The following is a 23498-nucleotide window of genomic DNA, read 5'->3' as shown; positions in this document are numbered from 1 at the left end:
CCTGATTCAGAAACACATACTCCGCTGTGATAATCCGGTAGGTATGTCTTCCTTACCCAATCCTTCGCCGACGGCATCAGCCGCCGAAGAACGCAGCGCCCGCGTGGCCGTTACCCTCTTTCCCCTCCTGATCCTGGCCGGCGGCGCCGTGGCGCTCGCCGCTCCCACCGCCTTCACCGGACTGGGCGCCTGGATCAACCCCCTGCTGGGAATCATCATGTTCGGCATGGGCCTGACGCTCACGCCCCCTGACTTCGCCGTCATTGCCAAGCGCCCGGTCCCTGTGGTGATCGGCGTGGTGGCGCAGTACGCCATCATGCCGTTCCTGGGCTGGCTGGTCGCCGCGGCCCTGGGGCTGCCGCCCGCACTGGCTGCCGGCGTGATCCTGGTGGGCTGCTGCCCGGGCGGAACCGCCTCCAACGTGGTGTCCTACCTGGCCAAGGGAGACGTCGCCCTGTCCGTAGCGATGACCACGGTGTCAACGCTGATCGCCCCGCTCCTGACCCCGGTCCTGGCGCTGTGGCTGGCGGGGCAGTACATGCCGGTGGACGCCGGTTCCATGGCATGGTCCATCGTCCAGATCGTGCTGTTCCCGGTGCTGCTGGGCCTCGTGGTCCGGCTCTTCCTGCCCCGTCTCGTGGACAAGGCGCTGCCCGCCCTCCCCTGGATTTCGGTGCTGGCCATCACCGCTGTGGTGATTGCTGTTGTTGCCGGCAGCGCCAAGGCCATCTTCGCCGCCGGGCTGCTGGTGCTCGCGGCCGTCATCCTGCACAACGGCCTGGGCTACGCCCTTGGCTATGCCGCCGCACGCCTGTTCCGCCTGCCGATTCCCTCCCGGCGGACCACTGCCATCGAGGTTGGCATGCAGAACTCAGGCCTGGCCGCCGGCCTGGCACGCCAGTACCTGACGCCCGAGGCAGCCCTGCCTGGCGCGATCTTCTCGGTCTGGCACAACGTTTCGGGCGCTGTCCTCGCAGCCTACTGGCGCCGGCGCAGCACGAATGCCCCGCGCAGCGGAGAACCGGTTCCGGCGGCCGCTGCGGAGTAAGCACGGCTCACCTGCCGGCAACCACACCGTGGGGTGTTGAGATCCCCGCTACCCCTCGCAGGCCACCCCGTCCGAGTCGCCGTCCAGCCCTGCCCGGTAGCCTTCCGACCCTGCATACAGGGGTGCTGCCCCGGCAGCGATGACCTCACTGCAGTTGGCGTAGTAGACGGCGGCGGTCGCGGCGGGCTCGACGGCGGCCGGCGCCAGCTGCCCCGGGCAGCCGGCCAGGATGCCGGCAATCGCGTCGTGCTCGGCCTGCGTCACCCACAGGCTGTACCGCGCTTTCACGGAAACCTGGCGGGCCACGTACTCGCACCGGAAGCCCTTGCTGGGCGGCAGCCAGGTGGCGGCGTCGCCGTCGCCCTTTTGCTGGTTGGTGGGCCCGTCCGTGGCCTGCAGGTTCAGCGGGTCGTTGGCGAACGCGGTTCGCTGCTCGGTGGTCAGCTGCTGGGCGCCCTTCTGCCAGGCATCGCTGAGCGCCACCACATGGTCGATCTGCACCGCGCTGCTGGTGGCGGTGCCGCGGACGAAGCTGATGCTGGTGCCCGTGTAGGGATCAGCGAGCATGCCGGACTGCACCTTGCAGGGAACGCTGTTCGTGTAGGTGATGTCCGTCAGGTCCCGCCGGAGGATGTCGTTGCGGGTGTCGCAGCCGTTCCCGTCCACGTCCGCCCAGGTGGGGCCGAACAGCGACCGCTCGTATCCCGTCTTCGGCGCGCGGCCCTTAATGGGAAGGGTGGCCAGCAGGTCATCGGCCTCAGCGGCAGCTGCGGTCCCGTCCGCGGTTGGGCTGTCCAGCGCCTGGGCCGGACTGCCCGCCGTGAAGAGGGCCAGGAACGCGGCCAGGACGACGGCGGCCGCAGTGCGTTTTGCAGGCATCGTTGCGGACCTGGACGTCAGGCTGGACATGGTGTTCCCCATCTGTGTGCACGAAGGATTCCGGAGGCGGACGTGCCCTGACGGGCGTGCGCCACGGACGAGCCTAGTGCCCGGGGCCCGCCCGAGCTGCCCGATTTGGGGGAACTGGGGAAACCCTTAAGGACTCCTGCGCCAATCCTGCACGCCGCCGTCGTCTTCCCCCGCTGACCGCCGGAGGCGAGGGGACTGCAAAGTGGAGATTCGGGAAGCATTTATGCTTGCGCACGGTGTGGCGGGGGAGCAAGATTACGTTGCTGGCGGAGGTAAGTTCCTATCCGAGCAGCGGCGTGGGGCCTTCGCAGCAGAGGAGGTCTCTTTTTATGGGCAGCAAGTGCTTCGCCTGCCAGCCCTGGTTACTGAACCGGTTAGGGCTCTGCCCCCGGCGCTAATCGTTGCCTGCAGACTGCGCTATCGAATTGTCTGCTTGCCGCGACACCTAGCGGCTGTTCGTCTCGCCGCCGCATTTTTCAAGGACACATTTACCTGTAAGAGAGGAAAAGCTAATGGCCACGATAAGGACAGCAGCCCTGACTGCTGTCGTTGTACTTGCGGGGATCTTCGGCTCCGCTGCGCAAGCATCTGCTACTATCCATCCGCTCGTGGAATCCGCTGATTGCGCGAACGCCCAAGCGGATGCCCACCATCCCCTTGGCGACGTTGCCGACCCCATTGGCGCCACACCAGGCGTTGGTAGCCACTCGGATAACAGTACGCTCCGAGCCATCATCGTCGTTTCGGATGGCTTCACTGACCTCAGCAGCCCCGCCTTGTTTGGACACAAGCTGGATGGTAGCTGCGGCAGAGTGGGCCGATAGCCGCTAGATAAACCGCCACCCGACCAAGGGTAAATCTGGCTGGCCAGACTCCACGTAGGCGGGCCAGCCAGACGTAAAGCCATACTTTTCTGTTGCCAGCAGTTCCACCCGGCTACCTGTCCTTCTTCACCACGGTAAACAGCACCGCCGAGTCTTCTTCAGCCTCCAGGCTGTGCAGCCCGTCCGGGACGATCAGCAGGTCCCCCGCCTTGCCCTGCCAGGCCTCCCCGCCGGACTTCAGCCAAACAGAACCCCTGATCACGTAAACAGTCGCCTCGCCTGGGTTCAGGTGTTCGCTGAGCTGGGTACCGGCGCGGAAAGCCATCACGGTCTGGCGCAGGCTCTTCTCATGGCCACCGAACGCCGTGTCGGCAGCCCGCCCGCTGGAAGCGGCAACGGCTGCCGCGAGCTGCTGGCGGGCCAGGGCATCAATCGATATCTTCTGCATGCGGACACCGTACCCCTAACCCGGCCAATGATCCCCTGCCCTGCTACAACTTCGGGATCAGTACCGGGGTGTTCTTCTTGTAGGCCTCGTAGTCGGGCTGGCCGCCCCATTTCTTGTCCGCCTTGGCTTCCAGCAGCGGCACGCCGCTTCCCTTGACCAGCAGCAGCGCCACGAACACCGGGGACAGCAGGGCAACCCACTGCCAGCCCTCCAGCACCGGCACGGCGATCAGGAGCACACCAATCCAGAGCACGATCTCGCCAAAGTAGTTGGGGTGGCGGGACTTGGCCCACAGGCCGGTGGAGATGAACCTGCCCTGGTTGGCCGGGTCGGCCTTGAAGCGGCCCTTCTGGTTGTCCGCCACAGCCTCGATGCCAAAGCCGGCGGCCCACACCAGGAAGCCGGCCAGCGCCCACCAGTCCAGCGCCACCCGGGTGGCGGAGGTGATGGCGATCCAGGCCGCAGCCGCGGTCAGGACCACCCAGAGCCCCTGCACGGTCCAGGTGTTGAGGAACCGGATGAAGGAGGGCTTGATCTCGTCGAAGCGGTCGTCCTTGCCGTGCTTGCTGACACGCCGGAACAGGAAGCTCCCCAGCCGCAGCGCCCAGGCCACCACCATCGCCGCCAGGAGCAGGCCGCGGGCATCCACGCCCGGCGTCAGCAGGACCAGGAGAACCGTGATGGAGATGTACGTCAAGGCACCGGTCAGGTCGTAATACTTCTCAGTCTGCGCTTTGAAGGCCGGGACGAAAGCCACCCACTGGATGAGGAAAGCCACGGCCACCCCCAAGGCAAACAAGGGAAAGCCACCCACAGTGGCGCCGCCCTGGCTGCCGGCCACGCCTACCAGCGCCCCCACCAGCACCGCCACCACGAAGATAATGACCGACTTGCGGCTCTTTTCGTCCATTCCACGTTCCTTTCCCCGCCGCCCGCGCTCTGCTGCACGGCGGCCCTCATTACTGCTAGCCGTTCACGTATTCAATCTAATTTGATGACTAGACTACATTAATTACTATAGAAGCTAGCGAAACGAGGAGGAAGCATGGGAGCGCCCCAGTACCACCCTGCCGCGGCCGTGCTGCAGAAGCTCTTCACCCTCGCCAACGAGACCGAACGCGAAGTGGCCCGCAAGCTCGAGCTGAACCTAACCGACTACCGCGCCCTCTCAACCCTGGTTCAGTCGCGCCCGGTGACAGTCGGCGCCCTCGCCGGCGAACTGGGCGCCACAGCCGCCACCACCACGGCCATCGTGACCCGCCTGGAATCCCGCGGGTATGCCGAACGGCTGCGCAGCGCCGCGGACCGCCGCCTGGTCCACGTCACGGCAACCCCCGCCGCGGCCCGGGACATCATGGTCCTGATGCGGCCGCTCATGGACGCAACCAACCAGCACATCGAAGCTTTGCCGCCGGCCCGGCAGGCCGCCGTCGTGGATTTCCTGGACGCGGCCCTCACCCTCATGCAGGACCACCTGCACACCCTGTCTGCGAAGGAAACCCCGTGAGAGTCCGCTTCCCCGCCGCGATTCGCCCTGGCCATCCCGGACCCCGCCCCACCATCCACAACCCTTACACCGAGCAAAGGATCCAGGCATGAACACCCGCACCAGGAAATGGCTGCTTGCCTACGCCGCCACCGCCGTGATTTTCGCCGTCCTGGACCTGGCCTGGATCAGCGTCGTGGCGAGCAACCTGTACCAAAGCCAGATCGGCCACCTGATCGCCCCCAGTCCCAACGCCGCGGGCGCGGCCGCGTTCTACCTGATCTTTGTTGCCGGCATGGTCCACTACGGCGTGAGGCCCAACGATACCAAAGCCACGATGCGGCAACGGGTGACGGGTGCGGCGCTGTTCGGGTTCTTCACCTACGCCACCTGGGCCCTCACAGGGTACGCCGTGCTCAGGGACTTCACCCTGCTGGTGGCCGTGACGGACATCCTCTGGGGCGCCGCTGCCTGCAGCCTGGTCACCTGGCTCACGGCAACCCTGCTGCGGCGTCGGGTCCTGGCGAAGTAGCCCCCGCATCAGGCGTTCGACGGCGGCAAACACCCGCCGCCGCCGTCGTCCCTTCCGTCAGGGTCCAGTAACGCCATCGGGTTCTCTGACGTCCTGGTGCACCTCGTTGCGGCGCAGGAACCAGGGCTTGAAGGGCGGGTCGAAGTCCGCATAGCGGGGCGCTCCAACCGGCGTCAGCCCTGCCAGCCTGATCGCCGCCTGCAGCCCTTCGTTGTGCCGCGCGAATGACGCCTCGGAGCCGCTGCCCTTGAACCGCGCCACGGCCGTCAACGAGCCGGGCACGGTGCGGATCCTGACGTCGGGATTCAGCGGGACGGGCGCCGTCTCCGCCGTGATGCCCACGGGGAGCACAAACGCCACGGCAAAGTCGGCGGCCTGGCCGCCCCCGGACAGCGGCCCGCTCCTCAGCACCGGGGCCGTCATCGCCAGCTTCTGCGAGGGCACGGGCCCCTGGATGACGGGAGCTGTCATCGCCAGCTTCTGCTCAGCCCTGTTGTAGCCGCTGATGTAGTTGAACAGGTGCCGGAAGGCGGCGTTTCCGGCACGGTCGAAGGTGGCGTTGACATGGATTTCGGCCAGGACGTGCGCGGGATAGCGGCGCAGTTCGAAGTGCGGGTAGCTCTTGACAGGCTCGTACGGCAGTTGTTCGGTCATGGTTCCTCAGACCCTACGCCGCACCGCCCGGGAACATAACCCCCGGCCAGCCCGGTTCTGTAGTGTCGGATCATGGACGCGGACACACTGCTGAACTTCCTGTTGGTCCTCTTCTTCGTGCTGCTGGGCGGGGTGTTTGCCGGCACGGAAATGGCGCTGGTCTCACTCCGCGAAAGCCAGGTGCGCCGGATGGAGAAGTCCGGGAAGCGGGGTGCCCGGATCGCGGCGCTGGCCGGGAATCCCAACCGCTTCCTTTCCACAGTGCAGATCGGGGTGACCCTGTCGGGGTTCTTCTCGGCGGCCTATGGCGCCTCCACCATCGCGCCCGACGTCGAACCCCTCCTGGCGGGGATAGGCTTTGGAACCGCGGCGGAACCGGTCTCCTTTATCGGGATGACGCTGCTGGTGGCATACCTCTCCCTGGTGCTCGGCGAGCTGGTGCCCAAGCGGCTGGCCATGCAGAGCGCCGTCGGCTTCACCAAGGTCCTGGCCCCTCCCCTGGGCGTCCTCTCCGAGATCATGCGGCCCGCCGTGTGGCTGCTGTCCGTGTCCACGGATGCGGTGGTGCGGCTCTTCGGCGGCGATCCGAAGGCCAAGCAGGAGAGCATCAGTTCGGAGGAACTGTGGGACATGGTGGCGGAGAGCGACATGCTCGAAGAGCACAGCCGCAGCATCCTCTCCGACGTCTTCGGCGCGGGCGACCGCTCCCTGCAGGAGGTGATGCGGCCGCGCACCGAGGTGACGTTCGTGGACGGCAACCTGAGCATCGCCGCCGTGCGCGGCATGGTGCAGGATGGCCCTTTCTCGCGGTATCCGGTCATCGACAGGAGCCCCGACGACGTCCTGGGGTTCATCCACATCCGCGACCTGATGCCTCGGGAAGGGAAGTACGACGACGGTCCGGTGCGGGACATCGTCCGCGAGATCCTGCCGCTGCCCGGCACCAACAAGGTGTTGCCGTCGCTGGCCCGGATGCGCAGGCTGGGCCACCATATCGCGCTGGTGGTGGACGAATACGGCGGCACCGACGGCATCGTCACCCTGGAGGACCTCGTGGAGGAACTGGTGGGCGAGATCTACGACGAGTACGACACCGGCACCGACCCGGAGGACCGCGTCACCCGGGCGGGCGGAACGCTGGACGTGGACGGCGCGCTGATCCTGCAGGAGTTCGAGACCGCCTCCGGCATTGAACTGCCGGAGGGCCACTACGAAACCGTGGCCGGGTTCGTCATTGACCGGCTGGGCCGGCTCCCCCGCATCGGCGACAGCGTGGAGATCGCCGGCCATGTGCTGACCGTGACGGCGATGGACCGGCTGCGCATCGCCCGGATCCGGGTCACTCCCGCCGGCGGACATGCAGGCGGGCATGCCGGCGGGCCCCGGGGGTAGCTGCCTCAGCCGATGATTGGCCGTTCATCCGGGAAGCGGTAAAGCTGGTCCCTCTGCTGGAGTGCCAGGGCCGCGGCAAAACTGATCGGCCCCACGCGGCCGGCGAGCATCAGGGCCGTCAGGACGTACTTTCCGGCCGGCGGCAGCTCCTCGCTGAGCCCCACGCTCAGACCGCAGGTGGCAAACCCGGAAATCACTTCGAAGAGGATACGGTCCATCGGCTCATCCGTGATGGCCATGAGGATCCCCGTGCCCACCAGGACCAGGGTTGCGCCCAGGAACGTGACGCTAATGGCCACCCGCAGCGAGCCCTCCGGTATGGTCCGGCCGAACGCGGTCACATGCCTGTTGCCCCGTGCTTCGGCAATGATGGCCAGGAACAGGATGGCCAGGGTGGTCACTTTGATGCCCCCGCCCGTTGAGACAGAGCCGCCGCCGGCAAACATCAGCGCATCAGTGGCAAGGAGGGTGACGCTGTTGGACGCACTGGTGTCCACGAGGTTGAACCCGCCGGAGCGCATCATGACGGAGGCGAAGAGCGAGTTCAGTACCTTCCCGCCCGGATCCATGCCGGCGATTGTGTCCTGGTTGGACCACTCCATGGCACCCCACAGCACTGATCCGGCAGCGAAGAGCAGGAGCGAAACCGAGAGGGTCAGCCGGGTGTGGAGGTTCCACTTCCGGAAGTCCCGTTTCGCGGCCCTCACCACGATGTAGACGGGGAAGCCCAGGCTGCCCACGAAGACGCCCACCATGATGGGGATCAGGATCCACAGATCGGTGCTGAAACCGGCCAGGCCGTCAGGGTGGGACACGAACCCGGCGTTGTTGAACGCGGAGACGGCGTAGAAGATCCCGTGCCACAGCCCCCGCGCCCAGGACCCGTCCACCACGATGAACCGCGGGACAAGGAAGAGCACCAGCACCAGCTCCAGCGTCAGGGACGTCATGATGACCGTCCTCAGCAGGCTGCCCACTTCCCCGAGCCGGACGCTGTCCACGCCCAGGCTCTGCTGCGCCAGCAGCTTGTTGCGCACGCCGAGCTGCCGGGTCACGGCTTTGGCCAGCAGGGCCGCCAGGGTCACGATCCCCAGTCCGCCCACCTGGATGGCCGCCAGGATCACTGCCTGGCCGAAGTAGGACCAGTGCTCCGCAGTGTTGACCGTGACCAGGCCGGTCACGGTGACGGCGGACACCGCCACGAACATCGCGTCATGCAGCGCCGTGGGCTGGTTGTCAGCCGAGGCCACGGGAAGCGTCAGCAGCAGGGTAAAGAACAGCGCCACCAAGGTGTAGGTGGCGAGGGCAAGCCGGGCGGGCCTGTACCGGGCCACCCGGTCCACAAAGTCTGCCAGCGCGGCTGCGGGGCCGCGGCGGTCCCGTGCCTCCGGAACCATCGATTTGTTTGTCATTGCTCTCCCACAGGGGTGCGGCGCCTATGACGCAGCGAAGGTTTCCAGGACATCAAGCGCGACGGCGGTCCCGTCCTCCTTCCGGATGCGTTCCCCCACCTCCGCTGCCTGCTCCCGGCAGTTCCGCGCCCCAGCCAGGGCATCGGTAAGCCGCTCCGCAGTGACCTTCAGGTACGGGATGGGTTCAGGAGCGATCCCACGCTGGTGCAGGCGGTGCCCCCAGAACGGCTGGTCGGCGATGAACGGCACCACTACTGACGGGATGCCCGCACGTGCCACGGCGTGAACCGTGCCGGCCCCACCGTGGTGGACCGCGGCGGCGGCATGCGGAAGGACCAGCTGGTGGTTCACCGATTCCCGCACCAGGACGTCATCGCCCCGGACCTCCGGGGGAATATCGATGCCGCCCCAGCCACTGGCCACCAGTGTCCTCAGGCCGTTCCGCCGGGCCGCCGCCATGATGGCTTCGCCCCGTGCCCGTGGATCCCCGGCCTTCATGGAGCCAAACCCTGCGTAGACAAAGCCGCCGTCCGCCACAAACTCCGCCAACTCCTTGTCCCAGTCCCGCTCCTTGGTTTTTTCGCTCCAATGACCCGTGAGGTGGACGGTGGCGGGCCAGTCTGCGGGCCTTGGGAGCAGTTCGGGACTGACCGGGATCATCGTGGCCCGCCGGACCGGCACCAGCCTGGGTGCGGGCGGAAGGCCTTCCAGCGCCCGGCCAGCTCCTGCCTGAACATCAGCGTGGCCACCTTCGCCAGACTGTAGCTTGCCCTGTTAAGCGGCCCCAGGTTGGCTCTCGTGATGAACGGTGCCGGGAACTCGCGCGTGGCGGTCAGTGAGGGAATGGTCTCCACCAGCACTGACGGCACCCCCAGCCTCTCTGCAGCGCCGGGGGCACTGAGGATCTTCGGGTGGTAGGCCACAACATCCGGATTGAAGGCGATGATGTGTTCGACGGCTGCCGCCAGGAGCCGGCCCACCGACGGCCGGATGACGTTGTGGAACGCCTTGGCCGCGGCCACCGGTGAAACGCCCTGGTCACTGACCAGTTGGGCGAAGTCCATCCGCAGGCTGACCGTGTCCAAGGCTGTAGTGTCAGCGCCGGAGTTGTCCGGAATGGCGGTGCGGACAACGTGTCCCCTGGCGGCCGTGGCCCGGGCCAGGGCGAAAAAGGGTTCCACGTCGCCGCGCGTCCCCGCTGTCAGCAGCATGATCCTCATGGGTTGTCCCAGTCCATCGTGTTCCGCATCATGAAGTAAGGTCCCGCCGGCGGAGAAGGTAGCCTGCCAGCACGGCGCCGGCGGCGGCTACGGCAATCAAGCCCACCGCCCCTTCCTGGTTGAAGGGTTCCACCGGCATGGCAGAGGAATGCCGGAATGGACTGGCATCCTGCAGCCATGCGGGCAGGCCGAACAGCTCACCGAATTCGCCCAGCACAAGACCCAGGGCGAGTATCCCCCATGCCAGCGCGATGCTGAGCCGCGGGGCCAGCGCGAAGGCAACGGCGGCCGCAGCCAGGAACACCAGGGCAGCGGGTACGTGCGCCAGCGCCGCAGGAACCAGCAGCCAGGCCGGGCCGTTGGCGGTGCCGGACATGCCCAGGCCGACGGCGGCCGCGGCACCTGCCGAGGCCGCCACCAAGGCAGTGGAAACCGCGGCCGCAAGGAGGTTCGCGCCAAGCCAGCGGGCACGGGAGGCAGGAGCGGAAAGCAGCAGTTCGGCCCGGCCCTCCGTCTCCTCCGCCCTCATGCGGAGCACTGCCTGGATGCCTGCGGCGGCAGCAAAGACGCCCGTGATGCCCAGCAGGGCCGTCACGAAGATGTCCACCAGCCCGGTTTGGCCGCCTGGCACGAGCCGCGCTATGAGGTCGCGGATCGGTCCCATGCCGGACGCGCTCTCAGAGACCACTGGCCCCAGGGCGCCCGCCACGGCCCCCATGGTGGCGGCCCCCACACACCATCCCATTACCGGGCCGCGCTGCAGCCGCCAGGCCAGGCCCAGGAAAGACGCGCCTCCCGCTCCGGCCCGTTCCCTGCCGTTGCGCTGGTGCAGAAGGCTGGCACCCACGTCCCGCCGCCGTCGGACCAGCACGGCCAGTGCTGCCAGGACGGTCGCGGCAGCGAGTGGGACCAGTAGCGCGGCCAGGTCCGGACTTGTGAACGGACGGACCCGCTGCCCCCAGCCGATGGGCGACAGCAGCGAGGGCCAGGCGCTGGCCACATGCAGCAGGTCTGCGGACGGAGTTCCCAGGGCATCCCCCACGCCGCGGACCAGGTACGCCGCGCCCACCAGGCCCGCGGCCGCCCCGTTCGCGCCCCTGCCCGTGGGCAGGGCCTGCGCGGCCAGGGCGGCAAGGCCTGCGAAGAACACTCCTATGGTTCCGACGGCGGCCCCGGCCGCCAAGGCGCCTCCTGCAGGCAGGCCGGCAGCGATGTATCCGGCGGCAACGAAGACGGCGAGCAGCAGGTTCGCCGCCGTGCCCAGCACCAGCGTCGCCACCAGGGAGGCGGCCCGCGGAAGCGGGACCGCGCCAAGGAGTTCAGCCCGCCCGTGCTCTTCGTCAGAACGCGTATGCCGCACCACCAGGAACGTGCTCATCAGGCCGGCCAAGACCGCGGTGAAGGCATAGCCCTGGAAGAACACCACGGCGCCCACGCCGGTGCCGTCCGGCAGCCCACGGAGGAAAAGGAACGCCGGGTTGGACGCCGCCAGCGTGAGGATGGCCGCCTGCGATGCGTCGTCACCGAACTGGGTGGCCACTGCGGTGGACGTGGCGAAGCCCAGCAGTGTGATGCCCAGGATCCACACGGGCAGCGCCACCCGGTCCCGGCGCGCCTGGAACAGGACCAGGCGCAGCACACCGGACATCACCTGGCCCCGCTGTCGGTACGTTCGCTGCTGCCGGTGTCCCCGGCAGTGTTCCTGCCGTCGCTGTTGTTGGCGTCGCTGTAGTGGCGCAGGAACAGGGATTCCAGTGACGGCGGCGCCACCGACAGGCTGGTGATCCCCGGATCCGCGATGCCGGACAGGACCGCGGCAAGATCCCCGGGGTCGGCCTCGAATTCCACTGCTCCGCCTGCGACGGTGACGTTGTGTGCACCGGGCAGCGCAGCCAGCCTCGCCGGATCAGAGAGCCCGGTGACCCGGAAGTGCGTGCGCTGCAGGTGCCGGAGTTCCCCCAGGGTGCCCGCTTCCACTGCCGTTCCCGAACGGATGATGGTCACCCGGTCACACAGCTGTTCCACTTCGCTGAGGATATGGCTGGACAGCAGGACCGTGGCGCCTTCCCTGCTGACGCGTTTGATCTGGCGGCGGAACACAGCGTCCATCACGGGATCCAGGCCGGCGCTCGGCTCATCCAGCAGGTAAAGGCGGGCCGGGCGGGCGAATGCCGCTATCAGCGCCACCTTCTGCCGGTTCCCCTTGGAGTACGCGCGGGCCTTCTTCCGCGGGTCGAACTCGAACTCCTCGATGAGCTCACCGCGAAGTCTTTCGTCCGCACCGCCGCGCAGTCCCGTGAGAAGGTCTATGGCTTCGCCGCCGGAGAGGTTCGGCCAGAGGCTCACATCACCCGGTACGTAGGCGATATCCCGGTGGACAGCCACGGGATCCGCCCAGGGGTCCTTCCCGAAAACCCGGGCGGTTCCCGCCGTGGGACGAATGAGTGCCAGGAGGATCCTTAGGGTGGTGGACTTGCCTGCTCCATTGGGCCCCAGGAATCCGTGCACCTCCCCGGGCGCCACTGCAAGATTGAGGCCGTCAAGAGCCCGTGTCCTGCCAAATTCCTTCACCAGGCCGTCGGCTTCGATAACATGTTCTGCCGCTGCGTCCATAAGCCGCTGCTCCTCGGGTCATCGCATGAACGCCCACGGCAGCGCCGGGACATTCCGCAGGCAATGCCTACGGGCCGACCAGGCTTCCCGGCTCTCCGCTCCACAGCATACAAGCGCCCGATCCCACCCGGAAGGGCACAAACCATCCCACGCCGGCGTAGACTGACGCCACCCACTCGAGGCGGAGGCACAAGCCATGAAGAGCATCAGGGCGCAGGCCTCCGAGGCTGAACAGAATGCCCGGCTGGGCCCCGGCGAGGACGAGCGGTTTTCCGGGTACGGGGTGATGGGACTGCCCTTCAGTTCCGGCCACGTCCTGGCCATGCGGCGCTTCCCTGTCACCAGTGTTGGTCCCGGCTACCGGTCGGTGTGGCTGCGGCGGCCCTCCGGATCCTGGACCATCTACGCCGACGCCCCCGCCCAGGTTTCCTGCGCCCGGTACTTCGGGGCGGGACTGGAGGCGGCGGTGCAGTGTCCCATCGACATCGCGTGGACAGGCGATGCCGCCTTCACTGTGAGGATCGGCGGGGACGTGGACCTGACGTGGGAGGTGGAGCTGGAATCCACACCCGTCACCCGGGCCATGACCGCCGCCCTGAGCTCGCTGCCGGATGGCGTCCTGGAGAACCCATCCGTCCTGAAGGTCATGGGTACGGCCTCCGGCCCCGTGCTGCGGGCGGGACGGCTGGGCCTGACGGGGAACGTGCCCAACAGGCAGGCTTTCCGCGCCAAACCCCGCCGCATGTGGTTCATCGCGTCCAGCAGCGCCCGCCTTGCCGGGCAGGACCTCGGCACCCCTCAGCCGTTGCACGACCAGGCGAGGCTGGGCGATTTCTGGATTCCCCAGCGCGGCATCTTCCTGATCGGCGCCTCATCCTTCGACCGCTACGATCCCGCGCGCCACCTTCCGGCCACCGTTCCGGGGACTGTCTAGTTCGCGCTGCTTAGGCAGCCAAACCGTCCAGGACGGATCTGATGGCCACGGACCTAGGCGACCAGCGTGGCGACCAGCTCGCCGCGGCTGCCGACGCCCACCTTCTCGAAGAGCGATTTGAGGTGGTCGTGGACCGTGTGCGGTGAGATGAAAAGGTGCCGGGCGATGTCCGCCGTCGAACGTCCGGACAGCACGTCCAGGCACACCTCCCGCTCCCGCGCGGTGACCCCGTAAGCCGTGAGCAGCAGGCCGGCAAGATCGTGCGTGGTGGCCGGTTCCACGGTGACCACCATCTGCTCCGGATCATCCCCGCTGATGAGGCGGCTGGCCTGCAGCAGCACCCAGTTGTTCCCGGCGTCGCGCATCCTGGCCCTCGCCGTCCCGGAGGCGGCCCTGTGTGCCTGCGCCACCACTGAGTACAGCGCCATGCTGAAGCGGCCCGGCGCCGTGTCCTCCACCTCCGCCAGCCACGATGCTGCAGCCGGCGTCGCGGCCCGGAGTTCGCCGGCCGGACCGGCGATGACAATCACGGGGCCCACACCCATAGGTCCGGGGCTGGCGGGCCGGGCCCGGACGGCGATCCTGGTGGCTGCTGCGAGGGTGGCGGTGACGGCGTCCAGGAATTCGACTTCGCGGTCGGTGAAGTCGTGGCCCCCGTCCCGGAAGATGCTGCCCACGCCCCAGCACGCATCGTCCACCCGGAAGGCCGCGCGCAGCTCGTGCTCCAGGCCCTGGGGCTTGAGCAGGTCGTTGACCCGGACGCTCCGGACCACGTCCCGGTGAGGGGCGTCGGACATCCGGGCGATGGGCCGGGGGCGCCGCAACAGCTCGGCGAAGTTGTTCGGTTCATGGCCCGTGTACTCGGCCTCGGCGAACCGTGCGGAATATTCCTCGTACTCCCTCACCCCCACCGGCCAGGGCTTCCAGTTGGTAATGGAGGTCATCACCAGCGACTCGGGGTCGACGGCGGCCCAGCACCCCTGCTCGAACGGCACCGTGCGCTGCACTACGGCGAGCGCCGAGGCGTAGAGCCCTGCCGGGTCTGTTCCGCCGGTGGCCAGGGCGGCGATGTCCCGCCGGGCACGCTCAGCGCGCTCCTCCCACATAGCTCCAGTATCCGCCCCGCCGGCGGCACCGCAATCCCCCAAAGTGGGGATTCCCCAAGCACCCCGGACCCCCGGCGCCGGGGATGGGGGCGGCGCGCACCGCCGTCGTACTCTTCCTCCATGAACGCCGTATCCCAGATCTTCGCGGTACTCGCCGCCGTCATCTACATCGCGGTGTTCCCGCTGGAAAGCTTCCTCATGCACCGGCCATGGGCGCAGAAGTTCCTGAGCACCCCGCCCCGGAATGTTCCGGCCGTGATGATGTGGGCCATCCCCACGGGGTTTCGCAACCTGGTGATCGGCTTGGGAGTCCTCTCCGGGGTGCTGGCCGTGAACCTGGGCCAAGTGGTGGTGGGCTATACCCTGGTGATCTACTGCTGCCTGAACATGGTGCTGACCGCCCCGGCCATGTTTCTGGCGGACATGCAGGGCCACTACCCGCGGAAGGGCGACAGCATCCCGGGAACCGTGGGAGCCACTGTCCCGGCCCTGATCGCGCTGATCGCACTGCCGTTTTGAAGCAGGGTAGTAGCGTCCGTTGACAACAATTTGCGGCGGACGTGCAATTAAAGAGGTGCCGGCAGCAGCCGGAACCAGTCCACGAGGCGGCCTCCGCTTCCGTGAGACCGCCCAGAAATTGGAGGTCCACAATGGGACAGGCACGCGATGTCATGGACCGTCTCACCACGGCCATGGACAACAAAGACAAAGAGACGCTGGCCAGGTGCTACGCCGCCAACGCAGTTGCCTACACCCCCGACGAGGGGGAACTTCGCGGGCGCGACGCGATCACCAACTATCTTTTCCGCTTCTGGGAATCGATGCCCGACGTCCGGTACGAGCCTGCGGACAGCCATGAGGCGGGAGATGTGGCCATCGACGAGGGCTTCGTTGTTGGCACTAACACCGGGCCGCTCCACATGCCCTCCGGTGAAACGATGCCGGCCACAGGCAAGCAGATCAGGGTCCGCAGCTGCGACATCGCCAAGGTCGAAGGCGGCGAGATCGTCTCCCACCACTTCTACTTCGACCAGCTGGAGTTCCTAGGGCAGCTGGGGCTGATGCGCGAGCTGTCCTCGCACTGATCAGTCCCAATAGAGCACTTCGCGCATTAAACCAACGGAGGGGGCGCCCAGACGCCCCCTCCGCGCTTGTTGGCCCTGTTTACGGATCCACGAAGATCCAGAGGCCACTGTCCCGGTCACTGGCCAGGACGTAGGTCATGCCGTCCTCGCCAACAAACGTTTTGGATCAAAAACTGAAAGCCGCGGATGCCTCCGCCCAGGAAGGACTCCGCGGCTTCCACAGCCCTGGCTTTGTGGCTAACGCTCGCAGGCCACGCCCTCAGAGTCGCCTGGCGTGCCACGTACTCGCACCGGAACCCCTTGTTCGGTGGCAACCAGGTGGCGGCATCGCCGTCGCCCTTTCTGGTTGGTGGGGCCGTCCGTGGCCTGCAGGTTCAGCGGGTCGTTGGCGAAGGCGGTCCTCCGCTCCGTCGTCAGCTTTTGCGCGTCCTTCTGCCAGGCATCGCTCAGCGCCACAACGTGATTGATCTGGACCTTGCTGCTGGTTCCGCTCACCCGCACGAAGCTGATGGTGGTGCCCGTGTAGGGATCAGCGAGCATGCCGGACTGCACCTTCCAGGGAACGCTGTTCGTGTACGTGATTCCCGTCAGGTGGCGCTTGAGCATGTCATTGCGGGTGTCGCAGCCGTTGCCGTCCCGCCAGAGGCGGTTGGCTCCAGGTCCGCGGTGAATGCCTGCGGCAATGCCAGCAATCCGGCGACAAAGACTGCACCAGCCACAGCGAGGGCAGCGGGCCCCGGTTTCCTGGGCGGCTCGGCCCCTGACCGGGGACCGGTGCATGTCCCGGCTCCGCCAGTGCCTGGTGGTTGGACACTACTTCCCCCAATAAAGAAAGGCCCGGCAGCCGCCGGGCCTTTTGCTTAGCCATAGTTGTTTGGAATTACTCCCCCCCAGTGGCTATGCGCGCTGGGAAAGGTTGAGGATGTTCCCTTCGGTGTCCAGGAACCACGCACCCTTTCCCCAACTGTCTGTGGCAATACCGTTTTCCGTTTTCAGGCCGGGGAAGTCGTATTCCTCGAACTGGACCCCGCGGGAACGCAGTTCCTCCATCTCGCGTTCGATATTGTCCACTTCCCAGCCCATTTGCGTGTTCTTTGCTGTGCCGGCATTGTCCGTGCGGTACAGCAGGAAGCCGGTCCCCTTGCCGCAGCGGTACATCAGATTGTCATTGTCGATGCTTTCCGACGGTTCCAGGCCCAGCTTGTCCCGGTAGAACTCCTTCGCCCTTTCAATATCCTTCGCGGGAAGGACGGCCATGATTGCCGAATCTTTGAGCATGATGATGTTCCTTTTGATGCAGTGGTTATCCCATTACTGGCGGCGCTCTCCCCCGGTTGCCTTCCGGGAACCAAGTCTCCCGGTGAGCGCGGCCGTCCGCTCCGCCACTAGCCGGACCGGCCGCCTGGGATCCTGCCCGCTGCCCGCCAGCAATCACCAGCGCAAGAAATCCCCGAAGCTTATGGGGACATTATGGAACCGAATTGCCGCCACGGGTATAGGCAATCTATTCGCCCTGGGCGGCCCTCAATCCCTTCGCATACGCGGCCTGTCCCACGTGCTGCAGGCAGTCGGCGATGGTGCTGACAAGCCGCACGCCGAGGGTGACGGGCGGGTCCCAGCGGGTGTCCACGATGCGGTCAAGGTCCGCGTCGCGGATGGTCTTTACGAACTGCACGGTCTGCTGGTGGACGGCGTCGTAGTACTGCAGCAGCAGTTCCCGCGGCGCCGTCACCGCGTCCACCTGCTTGCTCGAATGGCCGTAACCGGTGTCGTCCCGGGACAGCGGCAGGCCGAAGCGGGCCACGAAGTCCTGCGACGTCCACACCTGTTCCAGGCCTGCCGCGTCCGCCACCTGCACATCCTCCACCCGTGCCAGGTGCCAGATGAGCCAGGCGATCGAATTGCCGGTGCCGCCGGGACGGCGGACCAAGGCTCCGCCGTCGAGCCCCTCCAGCGTGGTTTCCACTGTTTCCCGGATCCTGCCGAAAGAGTCCAGCAGCAGTTCGTTGGCTTTCATGGTGCCCCCTTGTGGGTTTTTGCGGTCCGGCTTCCGGGGCTGTTGCGGCAACCGGTGGCGCCCATTCTAATTCGGGCCTGCGGGCATTCTCCTGTTTACCAGGGGTTTCGAACCCGGTTGCCCGGGCCCCCTACCCTCACAGGGACAGCGGCCGGAAGCGCGGCCGCGCACCCATGCAGAGAGGCAGCGATGACCATCAGTATCCACCAGCCCAGCTTCAGCAGGCGGGCCGCGCTGGCGGCCGCCGGAACCCTGGGGGCGCTGGGAGCAGCAGTGGCAGCGGGGACCGGTGCCACCGCCGCACCCGGGACCAAAGCGCCCAAGCCCACCCTCGCTTTCAGGCCGGACGGCCGGTTCAAGGTGGTGCAGTTCAACGACACCCAGGACGATGAGCAGACGGACCGCCGCACCATTGAACTGATGGACCGCACCCTTGACGCGGAAAAGCCGGACTTCGTGGTGATCAACGGTGACGTCATCAACGGCGGCTGCGACACCGAACTGCAGGTCAGGCAGGCCCTGAACCACGTGGTCCAGCCGATGGAAAGCCGCCAAATCCTCTGGGCCATCACCTTCGGCAACCACGATGAGGACTCCGCGGCCCGCACCGGCATGACGGAAGCCAGGATGCTGCAATTCCTCCAGGGCTACGCCTGCAACGTCAACGGTGATTCCACTGAAGGGGTCACCGGCACCTCCAACTCGCTGCTGCTGGTGCAGTCCTCCAAGTCCAAGGACCCAGCCTTCGGCCTGTGGCTCATCGACACCGGCCGCTACGCTCCGGATGCCATCGACGGGCAGGACTTCGAGGGGTACCCGGACTGGGACTGGGTACGCATGGACCAGGTCACCTGGTACCGCAACCTCTCCATGGCCACCGAGCAGAAATACGGGCGGAAGATCCCCTCCCTCGTGTGGGGACACATCGCCCTGCACGAGCACCGCAACATGTGGTTTGCCAGCCTCGACTCACGGACTGACGCGGATCACCAGCGCGCCGTGGCCAAGCACAGGATCGTGGGCGAGCGGAACGAGGACGAGTGCCCGGGCCCGTTCAACTCCGGCCTGTTCAACGCGTTCCTGGAGCGCGGGGACGTCCGCGGCTATTTCGTGGGGCACGACCACGTCAACACCTACGTGGGCAACTACTATGGCGTCGAGCTGGGCTACGGCCCGGGGACGGGCTTCGGCGCGTACGGGCTTCCGGGGGCCGAGCGGAACCGCCTGCGCGGCGCGCGCGTCTTCGAACTCGACGAGAACCACGAAGGCATCTACAAGCAGACCAGGCTGGTGTTCGCCAAGGACTTCGGGATTGACCTGGCCGCGAACGACCAGCCGATTACTCCGCTGCCCCTGTAACCGGCGCAGTCCTGACCGCTACTTCCGGATTTCCGCCATGCGCAGCCGGACCATCTCGGCCACCACCTCGTCGGGAATGGGATGGCCCGGCGTGAACCGGACGGTGCCCTTGGACAGGGAATAGCCTTCGAGCCTTGGGGCGACGGCGTCCACCACCTCTGGCGAGAACGGAAAAATGGACAGGTGCTTGGCCGCGGCCGCCACCCCGATCAGGGGTTTGCCGTCCAGCCTCAGGGCCGGGATCCCGTAACTCATCCCTTCCTCGGCGTCCGGGGCGATGCCCCGCGCAATGCTGATGACGCGCTGCAGGGAGCTTCGGTCCGGCTCCGACATGGCGGCGAGGGAATCGTCAACGGCACCCATGCGCCCAGTGTAGACCCCGGGAAGGCACGACGACGGCGGGCGGCTGGCGTCGCCGTCGACCCTTCCGGAAGGGCGGACGGCGTTGGGTCAGGACTCGGCGGCGCGCGTCACTTGGCGGCCCGGATCGCCTTCCGGACCGCGGCGCCGGCCGCGGAAATCAGCGGCACCAGGCACACCAGGGTCACCACTGTATTGGGCCGGAAGGCCACCTGCCCGCCCACTTTGCGGTAGACGCCGAGCGGTACCACCATGCCGCCTCCCCCGCCGCCGGAGGCACCGTCCTGCCCGGCCTCGCTGCCGCCGCCTAAGCCGAAGGACACCAAGGCCACGGGAATGAGCTCTTCGCCTCCCAGCTGGACCGGGGAACCATAGGCCCTGGAGACGCCGATGTTCTTGAATGTCTCAACCAGGGACGCAAAAGTATCAGCCATGGGTCCACGATAGGAGCGGCCGGCGCCAGGCGACAGCCCCAGCGAAGAGGTTTAGGGCCCTTGCCGCCCTTACGCCTTCAGGAGCATACTTATTAGCAAGACTAATTAGCACTGCTAAGCATTTTTGGGAGGCGCAACAACAGCGTGACCACAACCAACAGCGAAAACACCCTTGCGGAGCCAGCCGATGCGGACAGCCTGGCCATCGACCTCCGCACCGCCGTGATGCGCACCTCGCGCCGGCTCCGCGTGGAGGCCACCGGCGAGATCATCACCCCCGGCCAGTACACCGTCCTGGCCCTCCTGAACGGCAACGGCCCCAGCACCCTCCGCGCCCTCGCTGACAGCGAGCACGTGCAGGCCCCCTCCATGACCCGGATCGTCAATGCCCTCGCCGACCAGGGCTTCGTTTCCAGGGCGGCGAACCCCGACGACGGCCGCCAGGTCCGCGTGGAGATTACCGACGCCGGCCGGGCCGTCCTGGCCGAAGCGCGGAACCAGCGCACGGCGTGGCTGGCGCAGCGGGTGGCCGGACTAAGCGAGGAGGACCGGCAGATCCTGAGCCGGGCCGCGCACATCATGCAGGAGATGAGCGGCAAATGAGCGCCATGTTCCGGGCCCTGGAAAACCGCAACTACCGGATCTGGGCCAGCGGCGCCCTGGTGTCCAACATCGGTACCTGGATGCAGCGGGTGGCGCAGGACTGGCTGGTCCTGACCGTCCTTACCAACTACTCGGGGGCGGCGGTGGGCATCACCACCGGGCTGCAGTTCCTTCCCATGCTGCTCCTGGGACCGTATGGCGGGGTGCTCGCGGACCGGTACCGGAAACGCGTGATCCTGCTGTGGACGCAGGTGGCCATGGGCCTGACCGGCCTTGCCCTGGGACTCCTGGTGGTGACCGGCACCGCCCAGCTCTGGCACGCCTACGCTGCGGCCCTCTGCCTGGGCATCGCGAGCGCCATCGACGCCCCCTCCCGCCAGGCCTTCGTCTCGGAGCTGGTGGGGCAGGAGAACATCTCCAACGCGGTGGCCCTCAACTCGGCCTCCTTTAACACCGCCCGGCTGACGGGCCCCGCCATCGCCGGCGTGCTGATCGCCTGGGTGGGCACGGGCCCGGTCTTCCTGCTGAACGCCGCCAGCTTCGCCGCGGTGATCATCTCGCTGTTCCAGATCCGCACCTCCGAACTCGCCCCGGCGGCAGCGGCCAGCAGGGGTAAGCACCAGGTGGCTGAAGGCGTGCGGTACGTGCGCAACAGGCCGGACCTGATGCTGATCATGGTCCTGGTGGGGATCCTGGGCGCGTTCGGCATGAACTTCCCCATAGTCAACGCGCTGATGGCCACCACGGAGTTCGGGGTGGGCCCCGGTGAATTCGGGCTCCTCGGCTCCATCATGGCGGTAGGCACCCTGGCAGGCGCACTGCTCGCCGCGCGCCGGGCCGGTCCGCGGCTGCGGTTCCTGCTCGGCGGGGCACTGGGACTCGGTGCCTTTACGCTCCTTGGCGCCGTATCGCCGTCGTTCTGGCTGTACGCGGCCGTCCTGATCCCGGTGGGCCTGGCATCCATCACCTTCCTGAACAGCTGCAACACCAGCATCCAGCTATCCGTGGAACCCCAGTTCCGCGGACGCGTCCTGGCCCTCTACCTGGCCGTCCTCCAAGGCGGAACGGCTGTGGGGGCGCCGCTCATGGGGTGGATCGGGTCCGAGTTCGGGGCGCGCTGGTCCGTGGCTGCCGGCGGCGCAGTAGTCCTGCTGGCCGCCCTGGCCGCGGTCATCGTGGTCAGCAGGCGGAACAGCCTCCGCTTCCGGGACCACCTCCGGATGGTCTTCCGGCGCCGGCGCGAACCGGCAATCTAGCAGCGGGCGCCCGGTAACTTTCCCAAGCAGCGGAACCTAACCCCGGGACGGGCCGCCCAGCACAACGTTCACCGGCTCCTTGCCTTCCAGCATCAGCCCGATCTGCTTCCGGATCAGCCGGACCATCCGCGGGAACATGGCCGAACTGGCCCCGCCCACGTGCGGAGTGATGAGCACGCCGGGGGTGGTCCACAGCGGATGGTCCGCCGGCAGCGGTTCCGGATCGGTGACGTCCAGGGCGGCACGCAAACGGCCCGACGACGCCTCCGCCAGCAGCGCGTCCGTGTCCGCCACGGGGCCGCGGGCAACGTTCACCAGCAGCGCCCCGTCCGGCATCGCGGCCAGGAACTTCGCGTCCACCAGCTGCCGGGTCTGTTCGCTGAGCGGCACGCTGACCACCACGATGTCATGCAGCGGCAGCTGCTCATACAGTGCGTCGATCCCGTAAATCCTGCCGCCGGCGTCCTCGCGTTCACGGCTGGCCATCCGGGTCACCTGCGTCTCGAACGGAAGCAGCCGGGCTTCGATGGCCTTGCCCACTCCGCCGTAGCCCACCAGCAGCACGCGCCGGTCAGCCAGGCTGGGCCGCTGGCTGTTGTCCCATATGCCGCTGGCCTGGTTGCGGGCGAAGTCGGCCATGCCGCGCTGGCTGGCGATCATCATGCCCAGGGCGAGCTCCGCCGTCGACGTCTCATGGACCCCCGCCGCATTGGCGAAAACGCAGCCTGCGGGCAGCACGTCCTCGACGCCGTCGTACCCGATGGACTGGCTCTGGATGAGGCCGATGTCCACGGACTCCAGCGCCGCCAGCACCTCAGGCCCCTGCATGTACGGCGGCACCACCATGTCCAGGCGGTCAGCGGGAGCCGGTCCGGAAAAGTCCCAGACGAAAAACTCGACGCCGGCAGCCGGCTCCAGCGCGTCCACCAGCTTCTGGTCGGGCAACGACACCCGCAGCGGGGCGCTCACGCGGCCACCACGAGCTTCACGTCGGCGGCGCGCAGGGCGGTCTCGATTTCCCGGGGCGGGGGCGCGTCCGTCACCAGGACGTCCACAGCGTCAAAGGCCGCCAGCCGGGCCAGCGCATACCGCAGCATCTTCTGGTGGGTTGCCACCACCACCACCTGTTCCGCAGAGTTCATGAGGGCGATCTTAGTGGCACGCTCCACGTCCCGCTCAATGTAATACGCCTCGTCGTGGATGCCGCTCACGCCGATGAACGCCGTCTTGGCCCGCAGGCCGGCGGCGGCGGTCACCGTCATGGGGCCGTTGAACGCCTGGCTGTCCAGCAGCAGCTCACCGCCCAGGCAGATGGTGCGGGCAGCCGTGAGCTGCAGGCAGCGCTGGATGGCCGGAGCCGAATGCGTAATGATGGTGCCCGTAAAGGTGGAGGGCAGCTCCTGGGCGATCTGGTACGTGGTGGTCCCGGCGTCCAGGATGATGGCGTCCCGCTCCCCGATCATTGACACGCAGGCGCGCGCCACCCGCAGCTTGCCGTCCGCGTCCTCCCGGACACGGGCCGCGAAGTCCGCATTCTGCCCGTGCCCCTGGATGGCGCTCACCCCGCCGTGGACCACCCGGACCAGTCCCAGCTTGGACAGCACCCGGGTGTCCCGGCGCACCGTCATGTCCGAGACGGCGAAGGTTTCCGCCAGGTCGGTGGTGGAAATGAACCCGCGCCGGCCCAGCTCGTCCAGTATGGTGCGCTGGCGCGGCGTCAGCGGCGCCTCTTCCCGTGCGGTGCTCATATCCCCTACTTTCTGCCCCACCCGCCGTATACGAGCCCGACGCAATGTTGCTATTCCA

At 67.3% G+C, this 23498-nt stretch carries 27 protein-coding genes; 10 read left to right on the top strand and 17 right to left on the bottom strand.

Annotation, left to right across the window (positions count from 1 at the left end; genetic code table 11):
- Window positions 1-43: 43 nt before the first annotated feature.
- On the top strand, window positions 44-1048 hold the full coding sequence (locus ASPHE3_RS04775) for a bile acid:sodium symporter family protein (RefSeq protein WP_013600098.1): 1005 nt from the start codon (window positions 44-46) through the stop codon (window positions 1046-1048).
- Between the two features lie 48 nt (window positions 1049-1096).
- On the opposite strand, the gene ASPHE3_RS04770 is transcribed toward ASPHE3_RS04775, so the two are convergent.
- From ASPHE3_RS04770 to ASPHE3_RS04760, 3 genes are all read right to left on the bottom strand, one after another.
- Entirely contained in the window at window positions 1097-1927 is an 831-nt protein-coding gene (locus tag ASPHE3_RS04770; RefSeq protein WP_322786506.1) for a GmrSD restriction endonuclease domain-containing protein, read from the bottom strand.
- 966 nt (window positions 1928-2893) lie between these two features.
- Entirely contained in the window at window positions 2894-3229 is a 336-nt protein-coding gene (locus tag ASPHE3_RS04765; protein ID WP_013600096.1) for a cupin domain-containing protein, read from the bottom strand.
- Window positions 3230-3272: 43 nt separating this feature from the next.
- Entirely contained in the window at window positions 3273-4139 is an 867-nt protein-coding gene (locus tag ASPHE3_RS04760) for a DUF1295 domain-containing protein (RefSeq protein ID WP_013600095.1), read from the bottom strand.
- Window positions 4140-4274: 135 nt separating this feature from the next.
- Here ASPHE3_RS04760 and ASPHE3_RS04755 point away from each other — a divergent pair, with 135 nt between their 5' ends.
- Both ASPHE3_RS04755 and ASPHE3_RS04750 read left to right on the top strand, forming a co-directional pair.
- Window positions 4275-4736: a MarR family winged helix-turn-helix transcriptional regulator gene (locus ASPHE3_RS04755; RefSeq protein ID WP_013600094.1), complete on the top strand. Its 462-nt coding sequence runs from the start codon at window positions 4275-4277 to the stop codon at window positions 4734-4736.
- A gap of 88 nt (window positions 4737-4824) precedes the next feature.
- Window positions 4825-5247, top strand: a complete 423-nt coding sequence (locus ASPHE3_RS04750) for a DUF2177 family protein (protein WP_013600093.1) — start codon at window positions 4825-4827, stop codon at window positions 5245-5247.
- A 57-nt stretch (window positions 5248-5304) separates the two neighbouring features.
- Here ASPHE3_RS04750 and ASPHE3_RS04745 read toward each other — a convergent pair whose 3' ends face one another.
- The gene (locus ASPHE3_RS04745; RefSeq protein ID WP_013600092.1) at window positions 5305-5901 is read right to left on the bottom strand and encodes an SOUL family heme-binding protein; all 597 of its coding nucleotides are present in this window, start codon (window positions 5899-5901) and stop codon (window positions 5305-5307) included.
- 72 nt (window positions 5902-5973) lie between these two features.
- Here ASPHE3_RS04745 and ASPHE3_RS04740 point away from each other — a divergent pair, with 72 nt between their 5' ends.
- Window positions 5974-7293: a hemolysin family protein gene (locus tag ASPHE3_RS04740; RefSeq protein ID WP_013600091.1), complete on the top strand. Its 1320-nt coding sequence runs from the start codon at window positions 5974-5976 to the stop codon at window positions 7291-7293.
- 5 nt (window positions 7294-7298) lie between these two features.
- Here the strand turns inward: ASPHE3_RS04740 and ASPHE3_RS04735 are convergent, their stop codons facing one another.
- Genes ASPHE3_RS04735 through ASPHE3_RS04720 form a run of 5 tightly spaced genes read right to left on the bottom strand, consistent with a single transcriptional unit; the run spans window position 7299 to window position 12538 of the window.
- Complete coding sequence (locus ASPHE3_RS04735) at window positions 7299-8705, bottom strand: TrkH family potassium uptake protein (RefSeq protein WP_041651977.1); 1407 nt, start codon at window positions 8703-8705, stop codon at window positions 7299-7301.
- A gap of 24 nt (window positions 8706-8729) precedes the next feature.
- Window positions 8730-9365, bottom strand: coding sequence for a glycosyltransferase (locus tag ASPHE3_RS22590; RefSeq protein WP_254362985.1), 636 nt, complete (start codon window positions 9363-9365; stop codon window positions 8730-8732).
- The gene (locus tag ASPHE3_RS22585; RefSeq protein WP_254362983.1) at window positions 9362-9925 is read right to left on the bottom strand and encodes a glycosyltransferase; all 564 of its coding nucleotides are present in this window, start codon (window positions 9923-9925) and stop codon (window positions 9362-9364) included. Before ASPHE3_RS22585 ends, ASPHE3_RS22590 begins: the two co-directional genes overlap by 4 nt.
- A 28-nt stretch (window positions 9926-9953) precedes the next feature.
- Complete coding sequence (locus ASPHE3_RS04725) at window positions 9954-11573, bottom strand: ABC transporter permease (RefSeq protein ID WP_013600089.1); 1620 nt, start codon at window positions 11571-11573, stop codon at window positions 9954-9956.
- The gene (locus ASPHE3_RS04720; RefSeq protein ID WP_013600088.1) at window positions 11573-12538 is read right to left on the bottom strand and encodes an ABC transporter ATP-binding protein; all 966 of its coding nucleotides are present in this window, start codon (window positions 12536-12538) and stop codon (window positions 11573-11575) included. The genes ASPHE3_RS04725 and ASPHE3_RS04720 overlap by 1 nt, the downstream gene beginning before the upstream one ends.
- A gap of 196 nt (window positions 12539-12734) precedes the next feature.
- Between ASPHE3_RS04720 and ASPHE3_RS04715 the strand changes: the two genes are divergently transcribed.
- Complete coding sequence (locus tag ASPHE3_RS04715) at window positions 12735-13472, top strand: hypothetical protein (RefSeq protein ID WP_013600087.1); 738 nt, start codon at window positions 12735-12737, stop codon at window positions 13470-13472.
- A 53-nt stretch (window positions 13473-13525) separates the two neighbouring features.
- Here the strand turns inward: ASPHE3_RS04715 and ASPHE3_RS04710 are convergent, their stop codons facing one another.
- Window positions 13526-14578, bottom strand: coding sequence for a helix-turn-helix transcriptional regulator (locus ASPHE3_RS04710; RefSeq protein WP_013600086.1), 1053 nt, complete (start codon window positions 14576-14578; stop codon window positions 13526-13528).
- A 120-nt stretch (window positions 14579-14698) separates the two neighbouring features.
- Here ASPHE3_RS04710 and ASPHE3_RS04705 point away from each other — a divergent pair, with 120 nt between their 5' ends.
- Together ASPHE3_RS04705 and ASPHE3_RS04700 are read left to right on the top strand one after the other, a co-directional pair.
- Window positions 14699-15097: a DUF1304 family protein gene (locus tag ASPHE3_RS04705; protein WP_013600085.1), complete on the top strand. Its 399-nt coding sequence runs from the start codon at window positions 14699-14701 to the stop codon at window positions 15095-15097.
- A gap of 131 nt (window positions 15098-15228) precedes the next feature.
- Window positions 15229-15663 carry an ester cyclase gene (locus tag ASPHE3_RS04700; protein ID WP_013600084.1) on the top strand — a complete coding sequence of 145 codons (435 nt, stop codon included), beginning with the start codon at window positions 15229-15231 and terminating at the stop codon, window positions 15661-15663.
- A gap of 237 nt (window positions 15664-15900) precedes the next feature.
- On the opposite strand, the gene ASPHE3_RS22580 is transcribed toward ASPHE3_RS04700, so the two are convergent.
- From ASPHE3_RS22580 to ASPHE3_RS04685, 3 genes are all read right to left on the bottom strand, one after another.
- On the bottom strand, window positions 15901-16269 hold the full coding sequence (locus tag ASPHE3_RS22580) for an HNH endonuclease family protein (protein WP_049786038.1): 369 nt from the start codon (window positions 16267-16269) through the stop codon (window positions 15901-15903).
- A 291-nt stretch (window positions 16270-16560) separates the two neighbouring features.
- Window positions 16561-16941 (bottom strand): VOC family protein, encoded by a 381-nt coding sequence (locus ASPHE3_RS04690; RefSeq protein ID WP_013600083.1) that lies wholly within the window; start codon window positions 16939-16941, stop codon window positions 16561-16563.
- Between the two features lie 226 nt (window positions 16942-17167).
- Window positions 17168-17680, bottom strand: a complete 513-nt coding sequence (locus ASPHE3_RS04685) for a mycothiol transferase (RefSeq protein ID WP_013600082.1) — start codon at window positions 17678-17680, stop codon at window positions 17168-17170.
- 189 nt (window positions 17681-17869) lie between these two features.
- Between ASPHE3_RS04685 and ASPHE3_RS04680 the strand changes: the two genes are divergently transcribed.
- A complete protein-coding gene (locus ASPHE3_RS04680; protein ID WP_013600081.1) occupies window positions 17870-19039 on the top strand; it encodes a metallophosphoesterase family protein in 1170 nt (389 codons plus the stop codon).
- 18 nt (window positions 19040-19057) lie between these two features.
- On the opposite strand, the gene ASPHE3_RS04675 is transcribed toward ASPHE3_RS04680, so the two are convergent.
- Together ASPHE3_RS04675 and ASPHE3_RS04670 are read right to left on the bottom strand one after the other, a co-directional pair.
- Window positions 19058-19402: an iron chaperone gene (locus ASPHE3_RS04675; protein ID WP_013600080.1), complete on the bottom strand. Its 345-nt coding sequence runs from the start codon at window positions 19400-19402 to the stop codon at window positions 19058-19060.
- 107 nt (window positions 19403-19509) lie between these two features.
- Window positions 19510-19833 (bottom strand): hypothetical protein, encoded by a 324-nt coding sequence (locus ASPHE3_RS04670; RefSeq protein WP_013600079.1) that lies wholly within the window; start codon window positions 19831-19833, stop codon window positions 19510-19512.
- Between the two features lie 144 nt (window positions 19834-19977).
- On the opposite strand from ASPHE3_RS04670, the gene ASPHE3_RS04665 reads away from it, so the two are divergent.
- Window positions 19978-20436 (top strand): MarR family winged helix-turn-helix transcriptional regulator, encoded by a 459-nt coding sequence (locus ASPHE3_RS04665; RefSeq protein ID WP_013600078.1) that lies wholly within the window; start codon window positions 19978-19980, stop codon window positions 20434-20436.
- Window positions 20433-21692: an MFS transporter gene (locus tag ASPHE3_RS04660; RefSeq protein ID WP_013600077.1), complete on the top strand. Its 1260-nt coding sequence runs from the start codon at window positions 20433-20435 to the stop codon at window positions 21690-21692. The genes ASPHE3_RS04665 and ASPHE3_RS04660 overlap by 4 nt, the downstream gene beginning before the upstream one ends.
- 36 nt (window positions 21693-21728) lie before the next feature.
- Here the strand turns inward: ASPHE3_RS04660 and ASPHE3_RS04655 are convergent, their stop codons facing one another.
- Together ASPHE3_RS04655 and ASPHE3_RS04650 are read right to left on the bottom strand one after the other, a co-directional pair.
- Window positions 21729-22661: a 2-hydroxyacid dehydrogenase gene (locus tag ASPHE3_RS04655; protein WP_013600076.1), complete on the bottom strand. Its 933-nt coding sequence runs from the start codon at window positions 22659-22661 to the stop codon at window positions 21729-21731.
- The gene (locus tag ASPHE3_RS04650; RefSeq protein ID WP_013600075.1) at window positions 22658-23440 is read right to left on the bottom strand and encodes a DeoR/GlpR family DNA-binding transcription regulator; all 783 of its coding nucleotides are present in this window, start codon (window positions 23438-23440) and stop codon (window positions 22658-22660) included. Before ASPHE3_RS04650 ends, ASPHE3_RS04655 begins: the two co-directional genes overlap by 4 nt.
- Window positions 23441-23498: the final 58 nt, after the last annotated feature.

This window comes from Pseudarthrobacter phenanthrenivorans Sphe3, from assembly GCF_000189535.1.
Lineage (GTDB): Bacteria > Actinomycetota > Actinomycetes > Actinomycetales > Micrococcaceae > Arthrobacter > Arthrobacter phenanthrenivorans.
This window is presented reverse-complemented; position numbering and strand designations above follow the sequence as displayed.